This is a genomic window from Vreelandella lutescens (assembly GCF_014640815.1).
GTDB lineage: Bacteria > Pseudomonadota > Gammaproteobacteria > Pseudomonadales > Halomonadaceae > Vreelandella > Vreelandella lutescens.
This window is the reverse complement of sequence record NZ_BMHM01000002.1, coordinates 468,266-492,789: the sequence shown is the minus strand read 5'-3', so window position 1 is coordinate 492,789 and position 24,524 is coordinate 468,266. Positions and strand designations below refer to the sequence as shown.

At 53.5% G+C, this 24,524-nt stretch carries 22 protein-coding genes and 4 tRNA genes; 9 read left to right on the top strand and 17 right to left on the bottom strand.

Annotated elements, in window-relative coordinates:
• Positions 1 to 43 precede the first annotated feature (43 nt).
• The 6 genes from cls to IEW65_RS06590 form a co-directional block, all read right to left on the bottom strand.
• Positions 44 to 1,462: a cardiolipin synthase gene (gene cls / locus IEW65_RS06615; protein ID WP_188638689.1), complete on the bottom strand. Its 1,419-nt coding sequence runs from the start codon at positions 1,460 to 1,462 to the stop codon at positions 44 to 46.
• 128 nt (positions 1,463 to 1,590) lie between these two features.
• Entirely contained in the window at positions 1,591 to 3,096 is a 1,506-nt protein-coding gene (locus tag IEW65_RS06610; protein WP_188638688.1) for a fumarate hydratase, read from the bottom strand.
• A 179-nt stretch (positions 3,097 to 3,275) separates the two neighbouring features.
• Positions 3,276 to 4,100, bottom strand: a complete 825-nt coding sequence (gene nei / locus IEW65_RS06605; protein ID WP_188638687.1) for an endonuclease VIII — start codon at positions 4,098 to 4,100, stop codon at positions 3,276 to 3,278.
• Between the two features lie 3 nt (positions 4,101 to 4,103).
• Positions 4,104 to 6,128 (bottom strand): excinuclease ABC subunit UvrB, encoded by a 2,025-nt coding sequence (gene uvrB, locus IEW65_RS06600; RefSeq protein WP_188638686.1) that lies wholly within the window; start codon positions 6,126 to 6,128, stop codon positions 4,104 to 4,106.
• 40 nt (positions 6,129 to 6,168) lie between these two features.
• Positions 6,169 to 6,576: an OsmC family protein gene (locus tag IEW65_RS06595; protein WP_188638685.1), complete on the bottom strand. Its 408-nt coding sequence runs from the start codon at positions 6,574 to 6,576 to the stop codon at positions 6,169 to 6,171.
• The gene (locus tag IEW65_RS06590) at positions 6,576 to 6,773 is read right to left on the bottom strand and encodes a hypothetical protein (protein ID WP_188638684.1); all 198 of its coding nucleotides are present in this window, start codon (positions 6,771 to 6,773) and stop codon (positions 6,576 to 6,578) included. The genes IEW65_RS06595 and IEW65_RS06590 overlap by 1 nt, the downstream gene beginning before the upstream one ends.
• Before the next feature lie 191 nt (positions 6,774 to 6,964).
• Between IEW65_RS06590 and ygfZ the strand changes: the two genes are divergently transcribed.
• Positions 6,965 to 7,915, top strand: a complete 951-nt coding sequence (gene ygfZ, locus IEW65_RS06585) for a CAF17-like 4Fe-4S cluster assembly/insertion protein YgfZ (RefSeq protein WP_188638683.1) — start codon at positions 6,965 to 6,967, stop codon at positions 7,913 to 7,915.
• 5 nt (positions 7,916 to 7,920) lie between these two features.
• Here the strand turns inward: ygfZ and IEW65_RS06580 are convergent, their stop codons facing one another.
• The 4 genes from IEW65_RS06580 to IEW65_RS06565 all read right to left on the bottom strand — a co-directional run bounded on the left by IEW65_RS06580 (position 7,921) and on the right by IEW65_RS06565 (position 12,063).
• Positions 7,921 to 8,709, bottom strand: a complete 789-nt coding sequence (locus IEW65_RS06580; protein ID WP_188638682.1) for a TatD family hydrolase — start codon at positions 8,707 to 8,709, stop codon at positions 7,921 to 7,923.
• Between the two features lie 20 nt (positions 8,710 to 8,729).
• Positions 8,730 to 10,319, bottom strand: a complete 1,590-nt coding sequence (locus tag IEW65_RS06575) for a peptide chain release factor 3 (RefSeq protein ID WP_188638681.1) — start codon at positions 10,317 to 10,319, stop codon at positions 8,730 to 8,732.
• A 189-nt stretch (positions 10,320 to 10,508) separates the two neighbouring features.
• Entirely contained in the window at positions 10,509 to 10,718 is a 210-nt protein-coding gene (locus IEW65_RS06570; protein ID WP_188638680.1) for a putative motility protein, read from the bottom strand.
• 103 nt (positions 10,719 to 10,821) lie between these two features.
• Entirely contained in the window at positions 10,822 to 12,063 is a 1,242-nt protein-coding gene (locus IEW65_RS06565) for an NAD(P)/FAD-dependent oxidoreductase (RefSeq protein WP_188638679.1), read from the bottom strand.
• 335 nt (positions 12,064 to 12,398) lie between these two features.
• Here IEW65_RS06565 and amt point away from each other — a divergent pair, with 335 nt between their 5' ends.
• Positions 12,399 to 15,773, top strand: coding sequence for an ammonium transporter (gene amt / locus IEW65_RS06560; RefSeq protein ID WP_188638678.1), 3,375 nt, complete (start codon positions 12,399 to 12,401; stop codon positions 15,771 to 15,773).
• A 203-nt stretch (positions 15,774 to 15,976) separates the two neighbouring features.
• Here amt and IEW65_RS06555 read toward each other — a convergent pair.
• From IEW65_RS06555 to IEW65_RS06540, 4 genes are all read right to left on the bottom strand, one after another.
• A tRNA-His gene (locus tag IEW65_RS06555) sits at positions 15,977 to 16,051 on the bottom strand.
• A 64-nt stretch (positions 16,052 to 16,115) separates the two neighbouring features.
• A tRNA-His gene (locus tag IEW65_RS06550) sits at positions 16,116 to 16,190 on the bottom strand.
• Between the two features lie 60 nt (positions 16,191 to 16,250).
• Positions 16,251 to 16,327, bottom strand: a tRNA-Arg gene (locus tag IEW65_RS06545).
• Positions 16,328 to 16,415: 88 nt separating this feature from the next.
• Positions 16,416 to 16,492 (bottom strand) — tRNA-Pro (locus tag IEW65_RS06540).
• Between the two features lie 212 nt (positions 16,493 to 16,704).
• Between IEW65_RS06540 and folD the strand changes: the two genes are divergently transcribed.
• The gene (gene folD / locus IEW65_RS06535) at positions 16,705 to 17,565 is read left to right on the top strand and encodes a bifunctional methylenetetrahydrofolate dehydrogenase/methenyltetrahydrofolate cyclohydrolase FolD (protein ID WP_188638677.1); all 861 of its coding nucleotides are present in this window, start codon (positions 16,705 to 16,707) and stop codon (positions 17,563 to 17,565) included.
• A 50-nt stretch (positions 17,566 to 17,615) separates the two neighbouring features.
• The gene (gene mtnN, locus IEW65_RS06530; protein ID WP_188638676.1) at positions 17,616 to 18,326 is read left to right on the top strand and encodes a 5'-methylthioadenosine/S-adenosylhomocysteine nucleosidase; all 711 of its coding nucleotides are present in this window, start codon (positions 17,616 to 17,618) and stop codon (positions 18,324 to 18,326) included.
• A gap of 70 nt (positions 18,327 to 18,396) precedes the next feature.
• Here the strand turns inward: mtnN and pyrC are convergent, their stop codons facing one another.
• A complete protein-coding gene (gene pyrC / locus IEW65_RS06525; RefSeq protein WP_188638675.1) occupies positions 18,397 to 19,434 on the bottom strand; it encodes a dihydroorotase in 1,038 nt (345 codons plus the stop codon).
• Between the two features lie 151 nt (positions 19,435 to 19,585).
• Between pyrC and IEW65_RS06520 the strand changes: the two genes are divergently transcribed.
• The 3 genes from IEW65_RS06520 to IEW65_RS06510 are packed head-to-tail and all read left to right on the top strand — an operon-like array spanning position 19,586 to position 21,876.
• Positions 19,586 to 20,002 carry a hypothetical protein gene (locus IEW65_RS06520; protein WP_188638674.1) on the top strand — a complete coding sequence of 139 codons (417 nt, stop codon included), beginning with the start codon at positions 19,586 to 19,588 and terminating at the stop codon, positions 20,000 to 20,002.
• A gap of 9 nt (positions 20,003 to 20,011) precedes the next feature.
• Positions 20,012 to 21,283, top strand: a complete 1,272-nt coding sequence (locus IEW65_RS06515; protein ID WP_188638673.1) for an ATP-binding protein — start codon at positions 20,012 to 20,014, stop codon at positions 21,281 to 21,283.
• A 53-nt stretch (positions 21,284 to 21,336) separates the two neighbouring features.
• A complete protein-coding gene (locus IEW65_RS06510; RefSeq protein ID WP_188638887.1) occupies positions 21,337 to 21,876 on the top strand; it encodes a response regulator transcription factor in 540 nt (179 codons plus the stop codon).
• 11 nt (positions 21,877 to 21,887) lie between these two features.
• Here the strand turns inward: IEW65_RS06510 and IEW65_RS06505 are convergent, their stop codons facing one another.
• Together IEW65_RS06505 and hybE are read right to left on the bottom strand one after the other, a co-directional pair.
• Positions 21,888 to 22,661: a 3-hydroxybutyrate dehydrogenase gene (locus IEW65_RS06505; protein ID WP_188638672.1), complete on the bottom strand. Its 774-nt coding sequence runs from the start codon at positions 22,659 to 22,661 to the stop codon at positions 21,888 to 21,890.
• A gap of 94 nt (positions 22,662 to 22,755) precedes the next feature.
• Entirely contained in the window at positions 22,756 to 23,196 is a 441-nt protein-coding gene (gene hybE / locus IEW65_RS06500) for a [NiFe]-hydrogenase assembly chaperone HybE (RefSeq protein ID WP_188638671.1), read from the bottom strand.
• Between the two features lie 147 nt (positions 23,197 to 23,343).
• Between hybE and IEW65_RS06495 the strand changes: the two genes are divergently transcribed.
• Positions 23,344 to 23,607: a GrxA family glutaredoxin gene (locus IEW65_RS06495; protein WP_188638670.1), complete on the top strand. Its 264-nt coding sequence runs from the start codon at positions 23,344 to 23,346 to the stop codon at positions 23,605 to 23,607.
• A 114-nt stretch (positions 23,608 to 23,721) separates the two neighbouring features.
• Complete coding sequence (locus IEW65_RS06490) at positions 23,722 to 24,489, top strand: VOC family protein (protein ID WP_188638669.1); 768 nt, start codon at positions 23,722 to 23,724, stop codon at positions 24,487 to 24,489.
• Positions 24,490 to 24,524: the final 35 nt, after the last annotated feature.

Below are 24,524 nucleotides of genomic sequence, written 5' to 3'. Positions count from 1 at the left end.
ATTTGAACATTGCTTGTTGTGTCATTTGGTTAGGCAACCTGACTTACTGAACGGGTGCCATCAAATAGGCTGCTCGGGAAACAACTTTCTTCCACATCGGACGTTGGCTCACCTCATCCAAGGTAACTCGCCGACATTGAGCAAAATCGGCTTCTAGCATAGTGGCAACATCACGTGCAAAGTCTCTACTCGGAACGAAAGCCGTGATTTCAAAATTTAATCGAAATGATCGGTTGTCTAGATTGACCGTGCCTACCGTTGCTGAAGAATCATCAATCAGCATGACTTTTTGGTGAAGAAAGCCAGGGCGATAACGGTATATTTTTACACCCGCTTTCAACATATCGGGTAAGAATGAGAACGCTGAGAGAAACACCAGTAAATGATCCGGCCGCTCTGGAATCATCACGCGAACATCGACCCCTCTCATGGCAGCCAGGCGTAGGGAGTCTTGGACACCCTGGTCAGGCACAAAATAAGGACTAGTCACCCAAAAGCGCTGGTTGGCACTGTGAATGAGCTGTTGTACTAACAACCCTGCCGTATCCTGCTTGTCGGCTGGCCCGGAAGGCACGATGACGACTTGCTGGTCTTGCTGGGGATGGCTCTCTGCATGCCAATTTAACGTGATGACAGCCCCCGTTGCCCAATGCCAGTCTTCCCAAAATGCTTCTTGTAGACCAAGCACGCAGGGACCTTGTACCAACAAATGTGTATCGCGCCACGGGCCATGCTTAGCACTCTTGCCCAGGTATTCATTGCCCACATTAAAGCCCCCCACCCAGCCTTGCTTACCATCGACAACGGCAATTTTACGGTGGTTGCGAAAATTAAGCTGAAAGCGATGCTTGAAGCCTCGAGATGAGCGAAAAGGTGTCACTTCTACACCTCTGCTGCTCAGTTCTTTTAAATACCCTTCACTTAGTTTACGACTGCCCATTTCGTCATAAAGAAAGTACACACGTACACCGCGCTTCACTGCTGCAATCAAATATTGCTGCAGTTGCCGCCCCAGTTCGTCATCTCGTACGATAAAAAACTGAATCAGTAAATAATCTTGCGCTCGCTCAATACCTTCAAACAGGCTTGAAAACGTAGCGTCACCATCAATCAGCAGCTTGGTACTGTTACCTTTCGTTAACGGCATCATCGCTAGCTGCTCAACCGCTTGAATATCAGTATTGTTGGATATGGCAACATGGGGTTTAACGTTATGTCGATAGCGTACCAGCACTCGTCTTAAGACGGAGTCTCGCGCACCTCTTGCCGTCACATAGCCATAAAACCGCGGGCGACCAAACAGCCAATAGGCTGGAACCGCCGCATAGGGAAAGGTCAATAGCGATATAATCCACGCTACTGCGCCTTGCGACGTACGACTCGACATCAAGGCCATCACCGCTGAGATCATCCCCAGCACGTGAATCAGCATAATCCCTGTCCCTAGCAACCAAGAGGTCATTTGCTACTCCTCGCTATCCTTTAGGACGTTTGCTACTTATCGTTGCTTTTACTATGGCATGTCTAATACACAGGAGCCCCGCTAAAACGGGGCTCCTGTTAACCAGCATCAATCGATACGTTAGCGCATCATGCTTTTTCAGCAATGATTGCTTTCCACTTAGCTGGGCCAGTTTGGTGTACAGAGGTACCCTGACTGTCTACCGCTACAGTGACCGGCATATCTTCCACTTCAAATTCGTAGATAGCTTCCATGCCCAAGTCTTCAAAGCCGACAACACGCGATTTTTTGATCGCTTGAGCCACTAGGTAGGCTGAACCACCAACGGCCATGAGATACACCGCCTGATTATCGCGAATGGCATCAATAGCCAGCTGACCACGCTCGGCTTTGCCCACCATACCTAGAAGGCCGGTTTCTTCCAGCATCGTACGGGTGAACTTATCCATGCGCGTGGCAGTTGTAGGGCCAGCAGGACCTACCACCTCATCGCCCACGGGGTCGACAGGGCCCACGTAATAGATGAAGCGGCCTTTCATATCCACCGGCAGCGGCTCGCCCTTGGCGATCATATCAACCATGCGCTTGTGTGCAGCGTCGCGGCCGGTGAGCAACTTGCCATTGAGCAGCAGCGTATCGCCTGGTTGCCAAGTCTGAACTTCCTCAGGAGTAACGGTATCCAGATTGACGCGCTTCACGTTATCACCCGCTTCACGGGTAATTTCTGGCCAATCTTCCAGCTTCGGCGCAGGCAGCGAAACAGGGCCAGAACCATCCAGCGTGAAATGCGCATGGCGAGTCGCCGCGCAGTTAGGAATAATCGCCACCGGCTTGTTCGCGGCGTGGGTCGGATAATCTTTCACTTTAATATCCAATACGGTGGTTAAACCACCTAACCCCTGCGCACCAATGCCGCTCTTGTTAACTTTATCGAACAGCTCAAGCCGCAGTTCTTCGGCACGATTGCTTGCGCCACGCGCCTGAAGCTCTTGAATATCGATAGGGTCTAGTAGCGCTTCTTTAGCAATTTCCATCGCTTTTTCAGCGGTACCGCCAATGCCAATCCCCAGCATGCCCGGCGGGCACCAGCCAGCGCCCATTTTGGGGAGCTGCTCCATCACCCAGTCCACGACGCTATCGGAGGGGTTCAGCATGGCAAACTTCGATTTCGCCTCGCTACCACCGCCCTTCGCCGCCACGTGAATATCGACCTTATCGCCTGGGACGATTTTGTAGTGAATGATGGCAGGCGTGTTGTCTTTGGTGTTCTGACGTTTACCGTCTGGATCTGCTAGCACTGACGCGCGTAAAACGTTATCCGGCAAATGATAGGCACGGCGAACGCCTTCATTAATCATATCGTCAAGACTGAGCTCGGCGTCCCATGTGACGTTCATTCCCACGTGAACAAACACCGTCACGATACCGGTATCCTGGCAAATGGGGCGATGCCCTGTCGCACACATGCGCGAGTTGATTAAAATTTGAGCGATTGCATCTTTTGCTGCCGGGTTCTCTTCACGCTCGTAGGCCGCGGCCATCGCTTGAATAAAATCTTTCGGATGATAGTAAGAGATGTACTGCAGAGCATCGGCAACGCTTTGAATAACGTCGTCCTGGCGAATCACGGTCATGGATTAACAGCTCCTCGGTTATCGTCTTGGCTGCGGCCTTATCGGCCGTCTAAGTGTGCGGGAAGTATACCGCATTGATGCCACCACGGCAGCCAAGACGGGGCTTCACTGTTTGATCACCGATAGCGCTTTGGTCTGAGAGTGTTAGCGTTTATTCAAGATAACGGTATAACTTTGTATTAAAGAGGTGGCTGGCACTGTGGGCAACAGTAGAGTCGGCGTGAACCCACCATCATGCGCGTAATGATATTGCCACAGCGATGACAGGAGAGTCCTGCACGCTCAAACACACTGAAACGCCACTGCCTACGGGGCTCGCCAGATGCCATGGCCTGCTCAATCCAGGCTTCTTGATTAGTCACTCCCGCCGTTCGGTAGGCGGTGCGGGTAATGTCGACGATATAAGTTGATAGTCGCGTTAACTGCTCGTCAGTCAAATCATCTGGGCGCTGCTTGGGATGAAGGTAAGCAAAGAACAGAATTTCAGAGCGTAAGTAATTCCCCAGCCCCGCCACTAGGCCTTGATCTAAGAGCAGCGCTCCTAAACTGCGGCGTTTAAACGCTGGCATGAGCAAGCGCTGTTTCACATCGTGAGCGTTGACGTCTTGGCTAAGCAAATCAGGGCCCAGGCGCGATAAAAAAGGGTGATGCGCCAGCGTATCCTCCTGCCACAGCGATATATCAGACGCGCTGTAGAGGCTTGCGGCCCTGCCCTCAGCCACTAGCCGCACACGCAGTGAGCGCTTGGTGCTAGGCGGCGTATCTTCAGCGTGCAGCTTCCACACGCCATACAGTTGATTATGCGAGTAAAGCACGCGTTGGTCGGCAAACCGGATCAGCATGGCTTTACCCCAGGTATCCACTGCTGACACCTTAACGCCGATCAGCGAGCTTGCTTGGCTGGACAACTCAGGAAAAGCAAACCACACATCATCCAGCACTTTGCCGCCAATTTGCTTTTCAATACGATCCGCTGCGCGGCGAATTTCTGGACCTTCGGGCATGGGTTATCCTAGCGCCAGCTGTTTCTCTTTCATTTGATGGAGCTGGTCGCGCAGCCGCGCCGCTTCTTCAAACTCCAAGTTTTGAGCCGCTTCAAACATGGCATCTTCTAGCTTACTGATCGCCATGAGTAAGTCCTGCTTGCTCATGGTCGTTACATCGTAACCACCCTCAGGTTCGGCCACCTTACGCTCATTACCCTTACGTCGAGTACTCTTCTTACCCGGTGTTTGAGCTGCCTCCAGAATATCGGCCACGGAACGCGTGACCGTCGTGGGAGTGATACCATGCTTTTCGTTATGCGCCATCTGTTTATGACGCCGGCGCTCGGTCTCATCAATCGCTTTACGCATCGAGTCAGTGATGCGATCACCGTATAGGATCGCTTTACCATTGGCATTACGGGCTGCACGGCCAATGGTTTGAATCAATGAACGCTCGGCGCGTAAGAAGCCCTCTTTGTCAGCATCCAGAATAGCAACCAAAGAGACTTCAGGAATATCCAGCCCCTCTCGCAGAAGGTTGATACCCACCAACACGTCAAACTTACCCAGACGCAAATCGCGGATAATTTCCACCCGCTCAACGGTATCGATATCTGAGTGCAAATACCGCACCCGAATACCGTGCTCATCGAAGTAATCGGTTAAATCTTCTGCCATACGCTTGGTTAGCGTGGTGACCAGCACACGCTCGCCGACCGCTGTTCGCAAACCGATTTCCGACAGCAGGTCATCGACCTGCGTGCTTGCCGGGCGAACTTCAATTTGCGGATCTAACAACCCCGTTGGCCGAACGACCTGTTCTACGATTTGGCTTGCGTGCTCTGCTTCATAGTTCCCAGGCGTGGCGGATACGAAAATCGTCTGAGGGGAGATCGCCTCCCACTCTTCGAACTTCATTGGCCGGTTATCCAATGCCGAAGGCAACCGGAAGCCATACTCCACCAGCGTCTCTTTACGAGAACGGTCGCCTTTATACATCCCCCCCACCTGAGGCACGCTGACGTGGGACTCATCGATAAACAGCAGCGCATCATCGGGCAGGTAGTCAAAGAACGTGGGGGGCGGCTCGCCGGGGGCACGGCCAGATAGATAGCGAGAGTAGTTTTCGATACCGTTGCAGTATCCCAGCTCAAGCATCATTTCAATATCATACAGCGTACGTTGTTCAAGCCGCTGGGCTTCTACTAACCGCTCATGCTTGCGTAACCACTCCAAACGCTCCTTGAGCTCCGCTTTAATGGAGTCGATGGCTTCTAGTATGGTTTCTCGAGGCGTCACGTAGTGCGACTTAGGGTAAATCGTCATGCGAGGCACTTGCCCGCGCACATCACCGGTTAGCGGGTCAAATAGCCGGATAGAGTCAATCTCGTCGTCAAACAGCTCAACGCGCACGGCCTCTTCATCAGAATCGGCGGGGAAGATATCAATCACGTCGCCACGCACACGATAGGTGCCTCGACGAAAATCCATATCGTTACGGGTGTACTGCAACTCTGCTAAACGACGCAGGAAGGCGCGTTGATCAATCAGCTCGCCGCGAGTGAAATGCAGCCGCATCTTTAGGTATTGTTCAGGGTCGCCCAAGCCGTAAATCGCCGAAACCGACACCACAATCAACGCATCGCGGCGCTCTAGTAGCGCTTTCGTGGCGGAAAGGCGCATTTGCTCAATGTGATCATTGATAGAGGCGTCTTTCTCAATAAACGTATCCGACGAAGGCACATAAGCTTCCGGCTGGTAGTAGTCGTAATAAGAGACGAAATACTCAATGGCGTTATCGGGAAAGAACGATTTAAATTCACCGTAAAGCTGCGCTGCGAGGGTCTTGTTGGGTGCCATGACAATGGTTGGCCGCTGCAACTGTTGAACAACGTTCGCCATGGTGAAGGTTTTACCCGAACCGGTGACCCCTAGCAGCGTTTGATGGGCAAGCCCGGATTCCAAACCGCTGATCAGTCCGCGTATAGCCGCAGGCTGGTCGCCCGCAGGCTGAAATTTTGACTGCAGACGAAATTCCTTGCTCATCGTAGCTCCTGTCGGGGAAGTAGGTCTTGGTGTAGTCGACCTACTCGGTGTGCGTCGATATGTCGATCGTTGCCTGAGTCATCAAGCGCTGGATGGGGCAGCGGTGGCTAATATCTTCCAGCTTTGCCCGCTGTTCTGGATCGCTGATGCCATGCAGCGACAGTGTAACGCTCAGTTTATAGACACCCTTGCGCTCTTCACTGTCATCGCGCTGTACTTTGACGGTAATACCTTCCAACGGCCACTGCTTGCGCTTAGCGTACATTTGGACCGTAATCGCCTTACAGGTTCCCAGCGCGATATCGAAATAATCGTGGGGATCCGGCGCACTTTCATCGCCCCCCACTACAGCGGGTACATCGGCATAGAGATCTTCCATACCATGGACCTCTATGCGCTGGCGAAACACGCTGTTTCGCTCACTGATCACTACAATAGGTGGATGCATCACGATACCTTGATACGCAGGTTAAGTTTCTCAACCGCTTTGATCAGGGTGTCCCGTTTCGCTCGGCCTTCCACCTCCGCACCATAGCGGCCAACTTCGGCGCTATCGACACCATCGAGCATCATCAGCGCGGTGGTGATTTTATTCACCTGCTCGGCAGTCGTGACACCTTGAAAGCTTAATGATTGAACAGCCATGCCGCGTCCTTTGCTAAATTGTTACCAACTCACCTGCATGAAAGTCGTCTACAGGCGATTACCTATGCAAACCTGATACAGGATAAAGAGTCTAGCATGCTCCGAAGGCCTTGCAATCTGCCTATCCTGCCCGCACTTTTATGAGCATGCTTACTGATCACACATCTCACTGACCACGCCCAGGAGTGACCATGGCCACCGCGAACACACCGCCCTCTAGCGCCGTACGATTGACCCAGTATGCAGCGCTCGATATTAAAGGGGCCGATGCGGAGAAATTCTTACAGGGCCAAACCAGCGCACAGGTAAGCTTAGCGAATGGTACCTTTGCTCCGCTTACCTGTTTTTGCACACCCAAGGGGCGAATGCTAGCGAATGGCCAGCTTTTGCGGCTGGGCAACGATCATTTCCGCTTAATTTTAGATACCTCATTGGCAGACACACTCGCCAACCACCTAAAGAAATTTGCCGCGTTCTATAAAGCGGAGCTGTCACTTGCCGCCTCGGTGACGTTTGCAGGCGCCAGCCAGCCTTTAGATGCGATGGCTGAACATCTAGGTATCACACTGCCTGAACAGCCCTATACGCATGTGACAAGCCCGAAAGGCACGGCGCTACGCATGCCTGGCAGCCCACGCTGGCTCTTCATGTTTGAAGAAGACGCGGGCAGCTTAGTCAGCAGCGATGAAGCGCTGCAGAATGCGTGGCAACTCGCGGATATTCGCAGTGGTCTTGCTTGGCTCACCGACGCGCAACAGGATCACTTCCTTCCCCAAATGTTGAATTGGGAAGCGTTAGGAGGTATCAGCTTTAAGAAAGGGTGTTATACAGGACAGGAGGTCGTTGCCAGGGCCCACTTCCGCGGCCAAGTGAAAAAACGCTTGGTGCATGCCAGCATTCATGCCACCACCCTTCCCGCAATCGGTGAGCCACTTCACGATGAGAACGGCAAATCAATGGGAGAAATCGTCAGCAGCGCGTTTAGTACTGAGCAAGAGGTAGAGTTACTGGCGGTGATGAATACCAAGGTTACGGAAGAGGCATTGCCGATGTATTGGCAACAGAAGCCTATCACCCTACACCCACTACCCTACCCCGTTGAGCGCCTAGACCCTGAACAAATTGCCGCTCAGTTGGCATAAGGCTCTCACTCATCATCACTTAGTTGAAACACTCGTGTGGCGTTGGCACTGCTCAGCGCCGCAATAGTATCAAACGTTTGGCCTCGCAATTCCGCCACCGCTTGAGCTATCAGGGCCACACGTGAAGGCTCATTTCGCTGGCCCTGGTAACCGCTTAGCGGCATATCGGGGCTGTCAGTTTCTAGCAAAAATCCATCGTCTGGCAGCTTGGCAACAACGCCACGCAAACGTTGTGCTCGCTCATAGGTCACGGCTCCACCCAATCCCAATACGTAGCCAAGGTCTAAAAACTTCACAGCCTGCTGGTAGGAACCAGCAAAGGCGTGTATTAGACCTGCCTGAGGTAGCGCCCGCTGACGGAGCTTTTGACTGACCGAATCGTTGGCCTTAACACAGTGCACCACCACCGGCAGTTTGCAGCGCTTCGCAATACCTAACTGCTCATCAAAATAGTGCCACTGTTGATCCAGGCTTTGCGTAAAACGGCCATCCACACCGCATTCACCAATGGCCACTGGGCGGATGGAAGAGGCGGCTGCTAACTGCTGATTCACCAGCCCTTCCAGCGCCTCAATATCCTCCGGCCGATGTTGCTCAATAAAGTAAGGGTGGAGCCCTAGGCAAACGCTCACATCAGGCCGCTCGCCCAGCGCCAGCAGCTTATGCCAACGGGCTCGCACCGTGGCGGGCACTATAAAACGGCAAACGCCCGCTGCCTTGGCAGCGGCGATGACGGTCTCACGGTCCGTATCGAATTCCGCAATATCCAAATGGCAGTGGGCGTCTATCAGCATATTGCCCTCTTCAGGAGGTTTTAATGCTCGCGGGTAGGCTGGAAGCGAATATCCGGCCAGCGCTCTTGGGTCATTTGTAAGTTAACCCGTGTAGGCGCGATGTAGGTCAGGTAACCGCCGCCATCGATGGCGAGGTTAGTACTGGCCTTACGCTTAAACTCTTCCAGCATCTTGGCATCATTGCAATACACCCAGCGGGCGGTTTGCACGTTCACACCTTCGTAAAGACAGTCGACCTTGTACTCTTCCTTCAAGCGGTGGGCAACAACGTCAAACTGCAGTGTACCCACTGCCCCAAGAATGAGGTCATTATTGTCCATCGGCATAAAGACCTGGGTCGCACCCTCTTCCGACAGCTGCTGGAGGCCTTTCTGGAGCGCTTTCATTTTTAGCGGGTCTTTTAAACGTACGCGTTTGAAAAGCTCGGGGGCAAAGTGAGGGATGCCGGTAAAGCGCATATCTTCACCTACGGTGAAGGTGTCACCAATCTGAATCGTGCCGTGGTTATGCAAGCCGATAATATCGCCTGGCCACGCTTCCTCAACTTGCGAGCGGTCAGAGGCCATAAACGTAAGCGCATCAGCAATCTTGACGTCTTTGCCAATCCGCACGTGGCGCATCTTCATGTTCTTTTCGTACTTACCGGAGCACACCCGCAGGAAGGCGATGCGGTCCCGGTGATTTGGGTCCATATTGGCCTGAATCTTAAATACAAAACCGGTGAAGCGCTCATCCTGAGCTGTCACTTCACGGGTATCGGTTTCCCGGGACTGTGGAGCGGGCGCATGCTCTACGAAACCGTCCATCATTTCCCGTACGCCAAAGTTACCCATGGCAGTGCCAAAATAGACGGGCGTAAGCTCACCACGGCGATAAGCTTCTAAATCAAATTCGTGCGAAGCACCGCGCACTAAATCGACTTCCATGCGCAGTTCTTCTGCCTGCTCTTCCCCCAACACCGCGTCGACTTCGGGGTTGTCTAGCCCTTCAATGCGCTTGTCGTCTGGAATACGGCTACCTTGCCCTTGGGTATAGAGGTGAATCACATCGTTGTAAAGGTGATAGACACCTTTAAAGTGACGCCCCATACCAATCGGCCATGTCATCGGCGCGCACTGGATATTCAGTACCGTTTCCACTTCATCCATCACTTCAATGGGGTCGCGAATGTCACGGTCCATTTTATTGATGAACGTCAGAATCGGCGTCGTGCGCAGACGACACACTTCCATCAATTTGATGGTGCGCTCCTCAACACCCTTAGCGCCATCAATCACCATCAGCGCGGAATCCACCGCCGTTAGCGTGCGGTAGGTATCTTCAGAGAAGTCTTCGTGCCCTGGGGTATCCAGCAGGTTGACGATACGCCCCCCATAAGGGAACTGCATCACCGACGTGGTCACCGAGATGCCACGCTCCTGCTCCATCTTCATCCAGTCAGACGTGGCGTGACGGTCATTACGTTTGCTTTTCACCGAGCCTGCTAGCTGGATGGCATTTCCAAATAGCAGCATCTTCTCAGTGATGGTGGTTTTACCGGCGTCGGGGTGCGAAATAATCGCAAAGGTACGGCGAAGCTCTGCTTCACGCGCTAATTGGGCGTCAGACATGGAATTCTCTACAAGATGGTACAGCGTGAACACTTAAAACGTAGCGCCAAACCCGCGGCGTTGTGTGTGCCTATGGTAACGCAACTCGCCTTCAACGGCATACCACCAAGTGCAGCTGGCATTTTTTACCGATATAAAAAAACGCCGACGAAGTCGGCGTTTAGATACGTTAGTAAAGCAAACATCTATCTAAGCGTAAGTGTTGACCTGTGTGCCAACACTGCCTTCTTGAGCCAAGTTGGGCTGAGCCCCCGTATCCGCAGAAGCGAGCACTTCCGTGATTTGCTCGGCCTGCACATCAAGGGCTTGGCGGAACATCTGCATTTGCGCCTGTTCAGCGGTTTGCGCTTGGTTCATATACAGCGCTGTGCTGACAGCATTACTCGCAGCGACATCCATTATTTCACCTCAGTCTATTGAGTGACACCCTCAGCGTAGCAAACTCAGCCTGACTCGGCCACGTTTGTCACTTTGCGTATCGTAACAGCACGCAACATCACGTTTAAAACCGATCAGCCCGAAACGGTGCCATATCAATAGCGGTAGGCTTATCTTCCATCATATCCGCTAGCAGTTGGCCGGTAGCCGGGCCAAGTGTGAAACCTTGGTGACCATGACCGAATGCTAACCACAGGCCAGGGTGGCGCGGCGCAGGGCCAATCACGGGTTTCATGTCGGGTAAACACGGACGAGCCCCCTTCCAGGCGGCGCTATCCTTACGCTCGCCCAGCGGGAAAATCGTCCTTGCGACTTTTTCAGCGGCTCCTAGCTGTTCTTCATCCGCCGGAGACTCCAGGCGATCTAGCTCAGCCCCAGTGGTCAGCCTCACACCTGCATTCATGGGCGCCAGCAGATACCCTACTTCGGCATCCATTAACCAGTAGTTTAATTTGGCTCCAGACTGGGTGGCATAGTGCATGTGGTAGCCACGCTTCACAAACGTTGGGAAGTGATAGCCCAATGGCTTCATCCATTGCCCTGCCCAAGGGCCAAGCGCCATAACGACCTGATCAACGCTGAACGCCTCTTCACTGGTCGTCACAGTCCACGTATCGCCCTGCTGCGTAACGCCGGTGATGTCCGCCTGTACAACACGCCCACCCATGGCTTCAAACGAGGCGGCGTAAGCGGCCACTAACCCACCCGGGTCGGCAACGGTCCAGGGGTCTAACCAATGAATCGCACCAATGATCTTTTCATCAAGCTGTGGCTCTTTCTCGCTCAACGCCTCACGGTCCAGCACCGTAAACTGTACGCCGTATAGCTCACGGGCTTCTTCAGCTTCTTTGACGCGCTTGGCGAGCTTCTCCTGAGTACGGTAGATCTCCAGCCACCCTTCACGGCGGACCAAGTGCCCAGCGCCCGACGCTTCAATCATTGGCGCGTGGGCCTCCAGACAAAGCTGAATCAGCGACGCGTACTCAGGAACGATCTTTTTATACAGCCGAGAGGAGGAGTGATGCCAGTAGCTCAATAGTGGCGATGCCGCGTTTACCATACCTGTTGGCCGGTAACGGATATCAACACGCCGGTTCGGCAGCACGCTTAATATCGTTTTCATATCACGCGGGAACGGATAAGGCCTGACGGCTTCACGCTGGATAATCCCCGCATTACCAAACGAGGTTTCACGCCCAGGCTGGCGGCGATCCACCAGTGTTACCTGGTAGCCACGCTGCTGCAGCTGCCAAGCAATACTGACACCCACCATTCCTGCTCCTAAAACCACCGTTTGACGCGCCATTATGATGCACTCCTCTCAGTCTTTTGATTGCCCAGCCTCACGCTGCCAACCCCATAAGTAATATATTGAAAAATATCACCAATCAAACCGCTTTTGCACAGTTATAAAGACTGTTTTAAGGCACTATTTTAGTTATTTATAACGCAAAAAACGTAAATAAGGATGACTTCACTAAGCGCGGCACAACATTTGCTTAATTACTGTTAGCACTGCTTTAACGCACCGGAAACCTTCAGCAACACCAGGCACCGCGCTGAGTTAATAAGAGGCAACGCACGCATTACTGCACCCGAACAGTGCTCGCACTGCACCAGATCAGCACAAGGACCCTGCCCATGACCGACAGCTTCGATACCACTCTCATTGATACCCTTTGGGTGCTGTGGGCGGCCGCACTGGTCTTCGTTATGCAGGCTGGCTTTCTGTGCCTTGAAGCGGGAACCACCCGAACCAAAAATGCCATTAACGTCGCTATGAAAAACTTAGCGGATTTTGCGATTGCGGTCAGTGTCTTTTGGCTAGCAGGCTTCGGCATGATGTTTGGTGCTTCCCAGGCAGGTTGGGTCGGTAGCTCACTGTTTGGATGGGAGCTGGAGTCGACTGACACCTGGCTAATCACCGTCTTTATCTTCCAGGCCATGTTTTGCGCTACAGCGGCCACGATTGTGGCGGGCGCGGTGGCTGAACGCATGCCGTTTCTTGGTTACCTGTGGACCGCGTTTTGGATAGCCCTGCTGATTTACCCGGTATTTGGCCACTGGGCGTGGGGTGGACTGTTAGGTGGCAGCCCTGGCTGGCTGGCAGCCCTGGGATTTATCGATTTCGCCGGAGCAACCGTTGTGCACAGCGTTGGCGGCTGGGTGGCATTAGCGGCAGTACTGGTCATCGGCCCTCGCCAGGGCCGCTTTCAGGTGGATAAGCCCCCGACTGCCTTTCCCGCGGGCAACTTACCGCTCGCCATGCTGGGCGCTCTGTTTATGGTGCTGGGCTGGTTTGGCTTTAACGGTGGCAGCACGCTTGCTTTAAATGGCAGCGTGCCCGGCATCATCGCCAATACCATGCTAGGCGCAGTGGGCGGCATTCTATCGGCCATGCTGGTGGGTTGGCGTGTGCGCCGCTATGCAGATGTGATGTATGCCATCAACGGTGCCATTGCAGGTTTAGTCGCGGTAACAGCTGGAGCACATGCACTATCACTGGCTGCCGCCTTTTTTATGGGCGGTGTCAGCGGTGTACTCATGGTATTAGCGAGCGAATGGCTGTTAAAACGACGCATTGATGACGCGGTTGGTGCTATACCTGCACACCTAGTCACCGGCCTATGGGGCACCCTCGCCCTGCCGTGGATAGCAGACCTTGATCGACTAGGCACTTCCCTTGGCCGATTTGATCAATTTATGGTCCAACTGCTCGGTGTCGTGGTCTGTGGCCTGTGGAGTTTTGGGCTCGCCTGGCTGCTCTTCCGTATCACCCGCCGGTTTTTACCTCTTCGCGTCTCCAAAGATGCCGAGAAAATGGGCCTTAACCTTGCCGAGCATGGCGCACAAAACGAGCTCAACCAGCTGTTGGAGCATATGCGGCAGCATGAAAAACAGGGCGATATGCGCCAGCGTATTGAGGCCGACCCCTTCACCGAGGTCGGTGAGATAGCGGCAAGCTATAACCGCGTGTCGGCAGCACTTGAACGCGCGGTAGGTCACACTCAGGTCATGCTGCGCAACCTGCGCGACGGCGTGATTACCTGGCAAGCCGACGGAACGCTCACGGGGTTAAACCCGGGCGCAGAGGCTTTGTTTGGCGTTAATGCAGAGCGCCTTATTGGCCAACCAGTAAGCACGCTACTGGCCAACAAGGCGCTGACGCCCGGGGCAATGCATGAAATTAAGCTGCGCACAGAGGACCAGCAGATACGCTATTTGGAAATCCAAGTCAGTGAGGGTGCCGAGGGCTCTGCCTCAGAGTGCTCGGGGATGGTGCGCGACATCACAGAGCGCAAACAGCTTCAAGAGCAGCTAAACCGCGAGCGCGACCTTGCCCGCACCACACTCGCCTCAATTGGTGACGGCGTGATCACTTGCGACGCTAGCGGCAATATTACGTTTATGAATGCGGAAGCAGAACGACTAACGGGGTGGGCGCTTGATGACGTGGTAAACAAGCCGATCCAAACCATTTATCAGCTGCGAGACGAGCTTAGCGATGAACCCATCAGCAACCCCGCTCGTAAGGTGCTCACGCAGCACCGGGCTGTTCATTACAGCGAACACTGCCAGCTTATCCATCGCACCAGTAAGCGCTACCCCATTCAACATAGTGCAGCACCTATCCGCTCCAGAGGGGGCATCACGCTTGGCGCCGTGGTCGTCTTCCAAGATGTGAGCCTAACGCGCAAGCTGTCAGAGCAGCTTAACTATCAAGCCACACACGACAACCTCACCGGCCTTGTGAATCGGCGTGCATTTGAAACACTGCTCACTAAACTGCTCGATCAAACTGAGCGTCACCATGTGCTCTGCTATCTCGATTTGGATCAGTTCAAAATCGTCAACGACACCTGCGGCCACCTCGCGGGGGATGAACTACTACGCCAAGTGTCGATGAAACTAAAAGCGCATGTACGCAATAGTGATACCGTTGCGCGCTTAGGAGGCGATGAGTTTGCCCTGGTACTGCCCGACTGCCCGCTTGATAAAGCCAAGATTATTTGCGAAGCCGTACGCCGCGATATAGAACACTTCCGCTTTGCCTGGCAGGGGCACACATTTGGTATTGGCGTTAGTATTGGCTTAGTGGCGATGACCCCTGAGCAGCCGATGCGCTTGTCTGACACACTGCACGCCGCCGATGCCGCCTGCTATACCGCCAAGGAGGCAGGCCGCAACCGTATTCACTGCTATCAGCCCAATGACCATCTGCTATTAGAACGTCATGGTGAGCTGCAGTGGGTACAGCGGTTACAAAATGCCCTCGATAATGATGCCTTTCGCCTATTTGCTCAGCCCATTCACGCCGTATGTGGCCAGGGGCCCGGTTACCGAGAAATTTTGCTCCGCCTTGAAGAAAATGGCGCGCTGATCGCGCCAGGCAGTTTTTTACCCGCCGCCGAACGCTATCACTTTATGCCGAGGATAGACCGCTGGGTAGTGCGCAACACACTAGCGTGGCTTGGGGATCGTTATCGCTGCGCGGAGAATCATTCGATAGGCCATTGGGGCATTAACTTATCAGGCGATTCTTTATCAGATGGCGACTTCTGTCAGGAGCTGGTGCAGCAAGTACGCCGCGCCGAGCTACCAGAAGGCACTCTATGCTTCGAAATTACCGAGAGCGCAGCCATTGCGCAGCTTTCAAAAGTCAGTGAATTGATACAGGCCCTTAAAGCACTGGGCTGCCGATTCGCACTGGATGACTTTGGCACTGGGCTCTCATCCTTCAGCTATTTAAAACAGCTGTCGGTCGACTATTTAAAAATAGATGGGAATTTTATTCGCAATATTCACCAAGACCCCATCGATAGCGCCATGGTGGAAGCCATTCACGCCGTAGGAAAGGCGCTTAATATTGATACAGTCGCTGAATACGTGGAAAACCAGGAAACGCTGGATACGCTGCGCTCTTTAGGCATCGACTACGCGCAAGGCTACTTACTTGGAAAACCAGAACCCATTACCGCTACAGTTGGTAACCAGATTAAGGTTATGCCGAGATAGGTAAAGTGGTGATTGGTGAGTGGTGAGTGGTGAGTGGTGAGTGGTGAGTGGTGAGTGGTGAGTGGTGATTGGTGATTGGTGATTGGTGATTAAATACTATGAAACAATGACTATTTAAAAGTCATAAAGATAATAACCAAGATTTGAAATGCAAAGAGGAACAAACAAGGGAGGGAAAAACTGAAGAACAAATAACAGGTTAATGGGGTGGATGATGGGGATCGAACCCACGACCACCGGAGCCACAATCCGGGGCTCTACCACTGAGCTACATCCACCACAACCTGAAACTGTTTACTGCGGAGTTACTGATACTGCTTTATATTGCTAGCGTTTTGTCAATGGGGTGGATGATGGGGATCGAACCCACGACCACCGGAGCCACAATCCGGGGCTCTACCACTGAGCTACATCCACCATAGACAAAACTGACTTGAGAAGACCCAACTGGATGACAAATACTGGTAAGCATTTGATTGGCACGCCCAGCAGGACTCGAACCCGCAACCTACGGCTTAGAAGGCCGTTGCTCTATCCGGTTGAGCTATGGGCGCACATGATATATTCGCAATGAATACTGATGAGCACTTGACCACAACCAAAGTTTGGAGAAGCAGATTAACACCTTCCGTGCTAGGTACGTGGTCGGGATGGAGGGATTCGAACCCCCGACATCCTGCTCCCAAAGCAGGCGCGCTACCAGACTGCGCTACATCCCGATTTCTTACCTTAGACGCTGCTGCGTATCTCGTCTCAAGCGAGGCATATATTACTATTTCTAATTTTAAAGTCAACACTTAAAGTGATTGATTCGATAGGCGCTTTGCCTTGTCGCCCTACCATGCGAAAATTGCCGCCTTTAGAAAGCCCGTCATGACACCGGTGCTTGTCAGTTTGCTTTGCTTTTCAACCTTCATAGGGATCTCATTACATGACCGCCCAGCTCATCGATGGTAAAGCCATCGCCGCTAATGTCCGTCAACGCGTTGCCGAAAAAATTACCGCACGCCAGCAGGCTGGCAATCGTGCACCCGGACTAGCCGTTGTTGTGGTCGGCGAAGACCCCGCATCTCATGTATATGTCAGCAATAAGCACCGGGCATGCGAACAGGCTGGCATTCTCTCTTTTCAACACGCGCTGCCCGCTGACACGACCCAGGAAGCGTTAGAGGCGTTGGTGGATCAACTAAACAATGACACCGCCGTGGATGGCATTTTGGTACAACTGCCGCTTCCCGCGCATCTGGATGCTCGCCCCATTTTAGAACGCATTCGCCCAGATAAAGATGTCGATGGCTTTCACCCCTATAACCTTGGCCGCCTAGCGCAGCGCCTTCCGTCGCTACGCCCCTGCACCCCCAAAGGCATTATGACCATGCTGGTGCAAAGCGGCATTGCGGTACGCGGCATGGATGCCACGATAGTCGGCGCGTCTAATATCGTTGGCCGCCCGATGGCGCTTGAACTCATGCTAGCAGGCTGCACCACAACGGTATGCCACCGCTTTACACAGGATTTGGCCGCTCACGTCAGCCGGGCAGACTTGGTGGTAGTGGCCGTTGGTAAACCAGGCATTGTGAAAGGCGAGTGGATTAAACCAGGTGCCGTGGTGATTGATGTGGGCATCAACCGGCAGGATGACGGCTCGCTGATTGGCGACGTCGACTTTACCGCTGCTGCCGAACGCGCAAGCTACATTACCCCTGTGCCGGGCGGGGTTGGCCCGATGACCGTCGCGACGCTGCTGGAAAACACCCTTGAAGCCGCCGAACGTCACGACCAGCAGTTATAAGCACTAGCGTTCAGCGCCCTACCCCTACGACCCCTTCGGAGAATGCGACAGTGAAACGGATCGGAATTATTGGCGCTATGGCGCAGGAAGTGAATATCTTGGCAGGACAGCTCGATAACGCAGAGCGCTACGAGCATGCAGGGTTTGTATTCCACACTGGCACCCGTCACGGCCTTGAGGTCATCATACTGCAGTCGGGTATTGGCAAAGTGAACGCGGCGGTGGGCACGGCTATTTTATTAGAGCGTCACCAGCCAGATGCCATTATCAATACGGGCTCAGCGGGTGGTTTTGCTACTGACTTAGCGATTGGCGACGTCATCATTTCCGATGAAGTGCGGCACCACGATGTCGATGCAGTGGTATTTGGCTATGAGCTGGGTCAAGTACCCGGCATGCCTGCCGCCTATCAGGCGGATCTGCATCTACGCGAGATTGCCCGTGGCGCGATCTCCGCCTTGGGCGAGGTCAACGTCCGCGAGGGAATGATTGCTACCGGCGACGCCTTTATGGCCGACCCAGAGCGCGTTGCCACCACTCGCGCTCAGTTCCCAACAATGCTAGCAGTCGAGATGGAAGGTGCCGCTATTGCGCAGACCTGTTATCTCTACAGCTGCCCGTTTGTAGTGATTCGTGCGCTTTCCGATATTCCAGGTAGCGGCGACAACCATCTTTCCTTCGAGCAATTTCTGGATATCGCCGCCGACCACTCCTCGCGCATGGTGGACCAGATGCTTATCGCCCTAGGTGATAACCAGTAAGGCATACCTGCCATCGTCACTCACGAAAACGGAGCCGATCAGGCTCCGTTTTCATAACGCCCTAGGCATGTTATGCCTTCATTGCCCACTCAAGCGTTTCGCCTGCCAATAGGGGGACAATGGTCTGGCCCGACGCGTATGGGTAGCTCTCTGGCAGCACCCACTGACGACGCTCGAGGGTGACGGTATCGGCGTTCGGCGACAAACCATAAAAGCGCGGGCCATTGAGACTAGCGAAGGCTTCCAGCTTATCCAGTGCCTGCATCTCTTCAAATGCCGTCGCATAAAGCTCGATAGCCGCAGGAGCGGTATAGGCACCCGCACAGCCACAGCTGGACTCTTTATCACCTTTTGCGTGAGGCGCACTGTCCGTACCTAAAAAGAACTTCGGGCTACCGCTGGTCGCCGCTTTCAATAGCGCTTGCCGGTGCTGCTCGCGCTTTAGAATAGGAAGGCAGTAGTAGTGAGGCCGGATACCACCCGCCAGCATCTGATTGCGATTGAATAACAGATGATGAGCGGTAATGGTCGCTGCCACATTATCAGAGACGCTGGCCACAAACTCAGCAGCCTGCTGCGTGGTAATGTGCTCAAACACCACCTTCAAGGTGGGATGACGCGCCAGCAGGGGCTTCATGACACGCTCAATAAACACCGCCTCCCGATCAAAAATATCAATCTCGTGATCAGTGACCTCACCATGCACCAGTAACGGCATACCTAGCTTGGCCATCATAGCGATGGTGGCGTCACAGTGGGCAATATCTGTCACACCGGATGCTGAGTTAGTCGTCGCTCCAGCCGGATAGAGCTTCACGGCTTTGACCACCCCACTTTCCACGGCGCGCTCAATCTCCTCAGGCGGCGTCGTATCGGTGAGATAGATGACCATCAAGGGCTCAAAGGCGCTACCTGCGGGCAGGGCCGCCAGAATGCGCTCGCGGTACGCTATTGCTTGCTCCGTGGTGGTCACCGGCGGCTTTAAATTAGGCATAATAATGGCACGCCCCATCTGAGCAGCGGTATGCCCCACCACAGCGTTTAACGCTTCGTCGTCACGCAAATGCAGGTGCCAGTCGTCTGGGCGGGTAAGGGTAATAGCGTCCACGGCAAATCCTATTGATCTTAGGTGAAAGGGTTCAGCGAGCGGCCCCAGTATACCCAATACGGAGGTAGGATAAATCTGCTCGTTAACCCCACAGCTACCCACAAGTGTCGTATCATGGCGCCACGCTGTAAGATCAAGGACTCGGTTGTTTATGCAGAACGTACGACGCTATGCGGATTTTATCGCCAGCATCGAGGGGTTAGTCTGGTTAGGACTCGCATGGTCGATTTCGATATCGATGCACCATGGAAGCACAGAGCCTACGCTTGCCGCTCTGTTTGTGGTGGCAACACTGGTCCTGTTTAGCTGGGCGCATCGGCCCATGCGCTATTTATTGCGCCGTTACCATATTCGTAAACGTCGTACTGATATGTGGATCCACACCCTAGCACTCCCACTACTGCTGGCGATGTTTTTTCATCTGATGCTGGAAGCGCTACTAGGCACGGCGTGGCTACCCCCTAAAATGCTACTGTTCAATCTACTGGCATCTGCTGGCTGGATGACCTTTGTCATGACGCTATTTATCAAATTCGTTATCCATAGCGTTAAAACATCAAGCAAATAAGCTACCCCCATGCCAACTGCCCTACCTTTGCCGCTTTCGACGCCTAATCGCAACCTAGTTAGGCTGACTATTGTTCGGGGAATTACCTGGACGGGGTTTTTAATCGCTATCATTGTCGGCATTGAGCTATTGGCATTTAACCTACCAGTGACGGCCGTGGTGAGCGTTGTCATTGCCATGGGCGTATTGAATATTGCGACGTGGTGGCGTCTGGGCAGACCAAAAGCCGTCAGCCATGGCGAGTATCTATCTCATTTACTGGCTGATATCGCAGGGCTTACCCTGCTGTTTTATTTTTCGGGTGGCTCCACCAACCCGTTTATTACCTATTACTTGGTGCCCGTCACTATTGCCGCTGCCACACTCCCCTGGCGGCACGCGTGGATTATTGCTGCCTGCGCCATGGCGGGTTACAGCTTTCTAATGTTCTACTATCACCCCATCCCACAGTTAGGGCATATCAGTAGCGATGGCCCACTAAGTCTGCATATTCTAGGGATGTGGCTAAACTTCGGGCTCTCTGCAGGCCTCGTAACGTTTTTCATTTATAAAATGGCGCACGCACTGCGCAGCCGCGATAAAGCGCTTTCACGCACCCGGGAAGCCGCTTTGCGCAATGAACAAGTGCTGGCCGTGGCCACCCAGGCAGCAGGCACTGCTCATGAGCTAGGAACGCCGCTTTCCACCATGGCCGTGCTGTTAAAAGAGATGCAGGCAGATACTGAGAAAGAGAGCCCGCTAGGACAAGACATTGCGCTACTGCGACAGCAGGTTGATATCTGTAAATCGCGTTTGCAACACTTAGTGACTAATGCGGATCGGCGACGCATGGCTGAGCCAGAAGTACTCGACGCTGAAATATGGTTGGCAGGTGTGGTGCAGCGCTGGCTGGTGATTCGACCAGACGTTAGCCACCAATTTGATGTAGCGGAACGACGTGGTCGTCCCTGGCTGGCCGTTGATGCCACCCTAGACCAGGCGTTAACGAATTTGCTCAACAACGCCGCCGATGCCAATCCAGAACACATTGCCATTCGCCTAGATTGGCAAGATGAGAGCGTAGTGATAGACATTCGTGACCATGGGCCTGGCGTGGCGATGTCGATTGCTGACCAGCTAGGCGACACCTTTGTATCTACTAAAAGCAAAGGTATGGGAATTGGCCTATTTCTTACGCACGCCACGATTAACCGCTTTGGCGGTGGCGTAAGCCTTTATAACCACCCAGAAGGTGGAACGCTGACTGAGGTCACCCTGCCGCGCTGCTCGGCACCAAACTAGGGTGAGACGGCTGCTATTAAGAAAACGAGGGTACTATGCAGAATCAAAGTACTATGCAGAACCAAGACCAACGTCTGCTGATCGTCGATGACGATGAAATGTTTTGCCATGTACTAAGCCGAGCGCTAACGCGGAGAGGCTTTGACGTTATGGTGGCGCATGACGCTGACCAAGCACTGAGCATTGCGGCGCAGTTTATGCCCACCATGGCCACGCTGGATTTGAAGCTGGAGCACAGTTCAGGGCTAAAGCTTTTGCCAGAGCTTCTGTCGACAGTTCCCGGCTGCCGCATCGTCGTACTCACCGGCTACTCAAGCATTGCAACAGCAGTAGAAGCCATCAAACTCGGGGCTATCAACTACCTTTGCAAACCAGCAGATGCCGACGACGTGATGGCAGCCTTCGAACACCCAGACGCGGACCCTAACATTGAATTGGCAGACAACCCGCCTTCCATCAACCGGATCACCTGGGAACATATCCAGAAGGTGCTTCAAGAGCATGATGGCAATATTTCCGCCACGGCCCGAGCGTTGGGGATGCACCGCCGTACACTGCAGCGCAAACTGCAAAAACGCCCGGTCCGTCGCTAACTCCGCCTTCTTTAGTGGGCGGTCCAACCCAGATCGATATTCCAACTGGCTCCGGTAACGGCACCCGCCGCATCAGAGGTCAGATACGCCACTAGCTCGGCAACCTCTGAGGGTTCGATTAGCCGTTTGACCGCCGCATTTTTCAGCATAATTTTTTCGATGACTTCCTGCTCATCCATATTATTTAATTTGGCCTGATCAGCAATCTGGTTATCGACTAACGGAGTTTTGACATAAGCAGGGCAAATCGCATTGGCCGTAATACCCTGCTCGCCGCCTTCCAGCGCTGCCGTTTTGGTTAAACCAATCATACCGTGCTTGGCACTGACATAGGCCGCCTTACCCGGCGATGCCACCTGAGCATGAATCGAGGCAATGTTCACCACGCGCCCCCAACCTTTTTCACGCATATAGGGCCAAGCCGCCTGAGTCAGCAAGAACGGGGCGGTCAGCATCAGGTCGATAATTTGCCGCCACTTTTCTTCTGGGAACGTTTCAATCGAGGCCACATGCTGAATGCCCGCATTGTTCACCAGAATATCGACCCCGCCAAACCGCTTGACTGCCTCCGCAATCGCACCGCGACAGGCGTCCGCATCGGTTAAATCTGCCTGATAAAATGCCGCACCAGCTGCTTCTGCAATCTCTTTTCCGGCAGGATTAAAATCGACCGCCAGCACTTGATGCCCCTGCTCGCAGAAGTGTTTAACAACGGCTGCACCAATCCCGCTGCTGGTACCTGTGACCACAGCCACCCGAGGAGTAGAAGGTTTTGAAGATGACATTCAGGCTTCCTTTTGTTAATTAAACCGCAGTATATGTAGAGAGACATAGGTAAGCGTTCATGAGTATAGGAGTCACTAAGTGTCTCTGCCTACTCTAGCCTTGCGGCTCAGCAGGCGACGCCATCAGCTGTTCCATCATGCGCTGCGCCAGGCGAGCAGCCTCTTGAAGCGATTCAAGATCACTTAAATCGTCCAAAATTTTTCGTTTATAAAACTCGATGCCTGTCGGTAAACGCTCCAGTTGCAACGTGTAACGACCGGACGGCAGTGTTAACACACATTCAGGTGCGAGCGGCGCTTGCAACGTTGATTGCTCTGGCAGCGCGACCAGCCATAATTCGCAAGGAGTAATTAACGCGCCAGCCATCACGCTCGCACCACTGATACGCGGTGCTATATGTTGAAAGCACAGTGCGTCGACCCCTAGCCGAGGGTTAAAGCCAGCGTGGCGCTTAAGTAACGCTAGGTGCTCATCGCGATAGCACTTGGCAAGCTCGGCTAAATACCCATACTCATGTGATTCCAGGGTTTGCATGGTGTCTCCTTTCCCATCACTCATTATGCGGCTTTATAGGGCGCGTAGCGTGGTGCTATTGGCGAAACATGTTGCCCTACGCCACAATGGGCGCTGATTTCTTCTTCAAACACTTACTCAACTCTGTATCGTAAAGGAGCAGTTGCCATGTTTGTGGTTATTTTTGGGCGCATGTCGTGCCCCTTCTGTGTACGTGCCAAGCATCTTGCCGAACATTTAGAAGGTAGTGGCAAAATTGAAGGATACCGCTATGTGGATATGCCATCAGAAGGCGTGACCAAAGAGGATATCGCGAAAACGGCTGGCAAGCCGATTCATACCGTCCCACAAATTTTTGTCGATCAGCAGCATATCGGCGGATTCACTGAATTCGATCAGTTTGTCCGCGATAAGCAACTTCTGGCTTCTTAGCTGCCGTTAAAATCGCCGTTAAACCCCGTTGAACCCCCGAACCCCTTGCTTGCCTATACTGACCATTCAACTACCCGTTTACTCACGGACGTCTATAGGCGGCGAGGAACCCCCATGCAGCGCGAGGAGTTTGTACAACAGCTGTGGCTGGACTATATCCACACCCATCCTGATATTGGCAGCTTAAGACTATGGCCGCTGAGCACCACCGCTGAATATTTAACGCTGGTGACCCTGAACTATGGGCCGTTTTCCATTACTGCATTAAGCGCTCCGCTGGCGCGCATGGGTTATCGGTCCGTGGGACACTATGCGATGGCCGATAAGGGACTGCTTATCCACTTGATGGCCCCTAATGACGACAGCAGCTGGCTGGTCTTGGCGGAACTGCAAATGGGCACCCTTTCGAAGACACCTCGCGAGGCACTCACGTCGCTGGTCCACCAAAGCCACCCGGCCGATTGCAAAGGGCACAACCTGCTGTGCCGGGGAAGGCCATGGCCGATGCCTTCTTGGGCGCTTTATCAGCAGCTTCAGAACGCCCACCCACTCGCCGCTTGGCTCTCGGTGATGGGACCGCGTCTACATCATGCAGGCTTTGACTGTGAACGCTTCAGTGAGTCCATCGACGCGATTAGCGAACAACTGGAGAGCGCTGGCATGCCACCGCTGAGCGGGCCTCAAAACGGCGTATTTTCAGTATCCACTCTCCTGGAACACCGTTTTTATCCAGCCACTCCACGAAAAGTGGTGTTTAGCGATGGCGATGAACACCGCTTATGTTTAGGGGGATTAGCGCTCACCCAAAAACAGCTAAGCGATGACCATGAACGTGTCGCTGAAATTTTGCTGCCCTTTCACACACGGTGCGAAATGGCGTGAGCCTATGACTCACGCCTAGCGCGACGGGCGGTGTG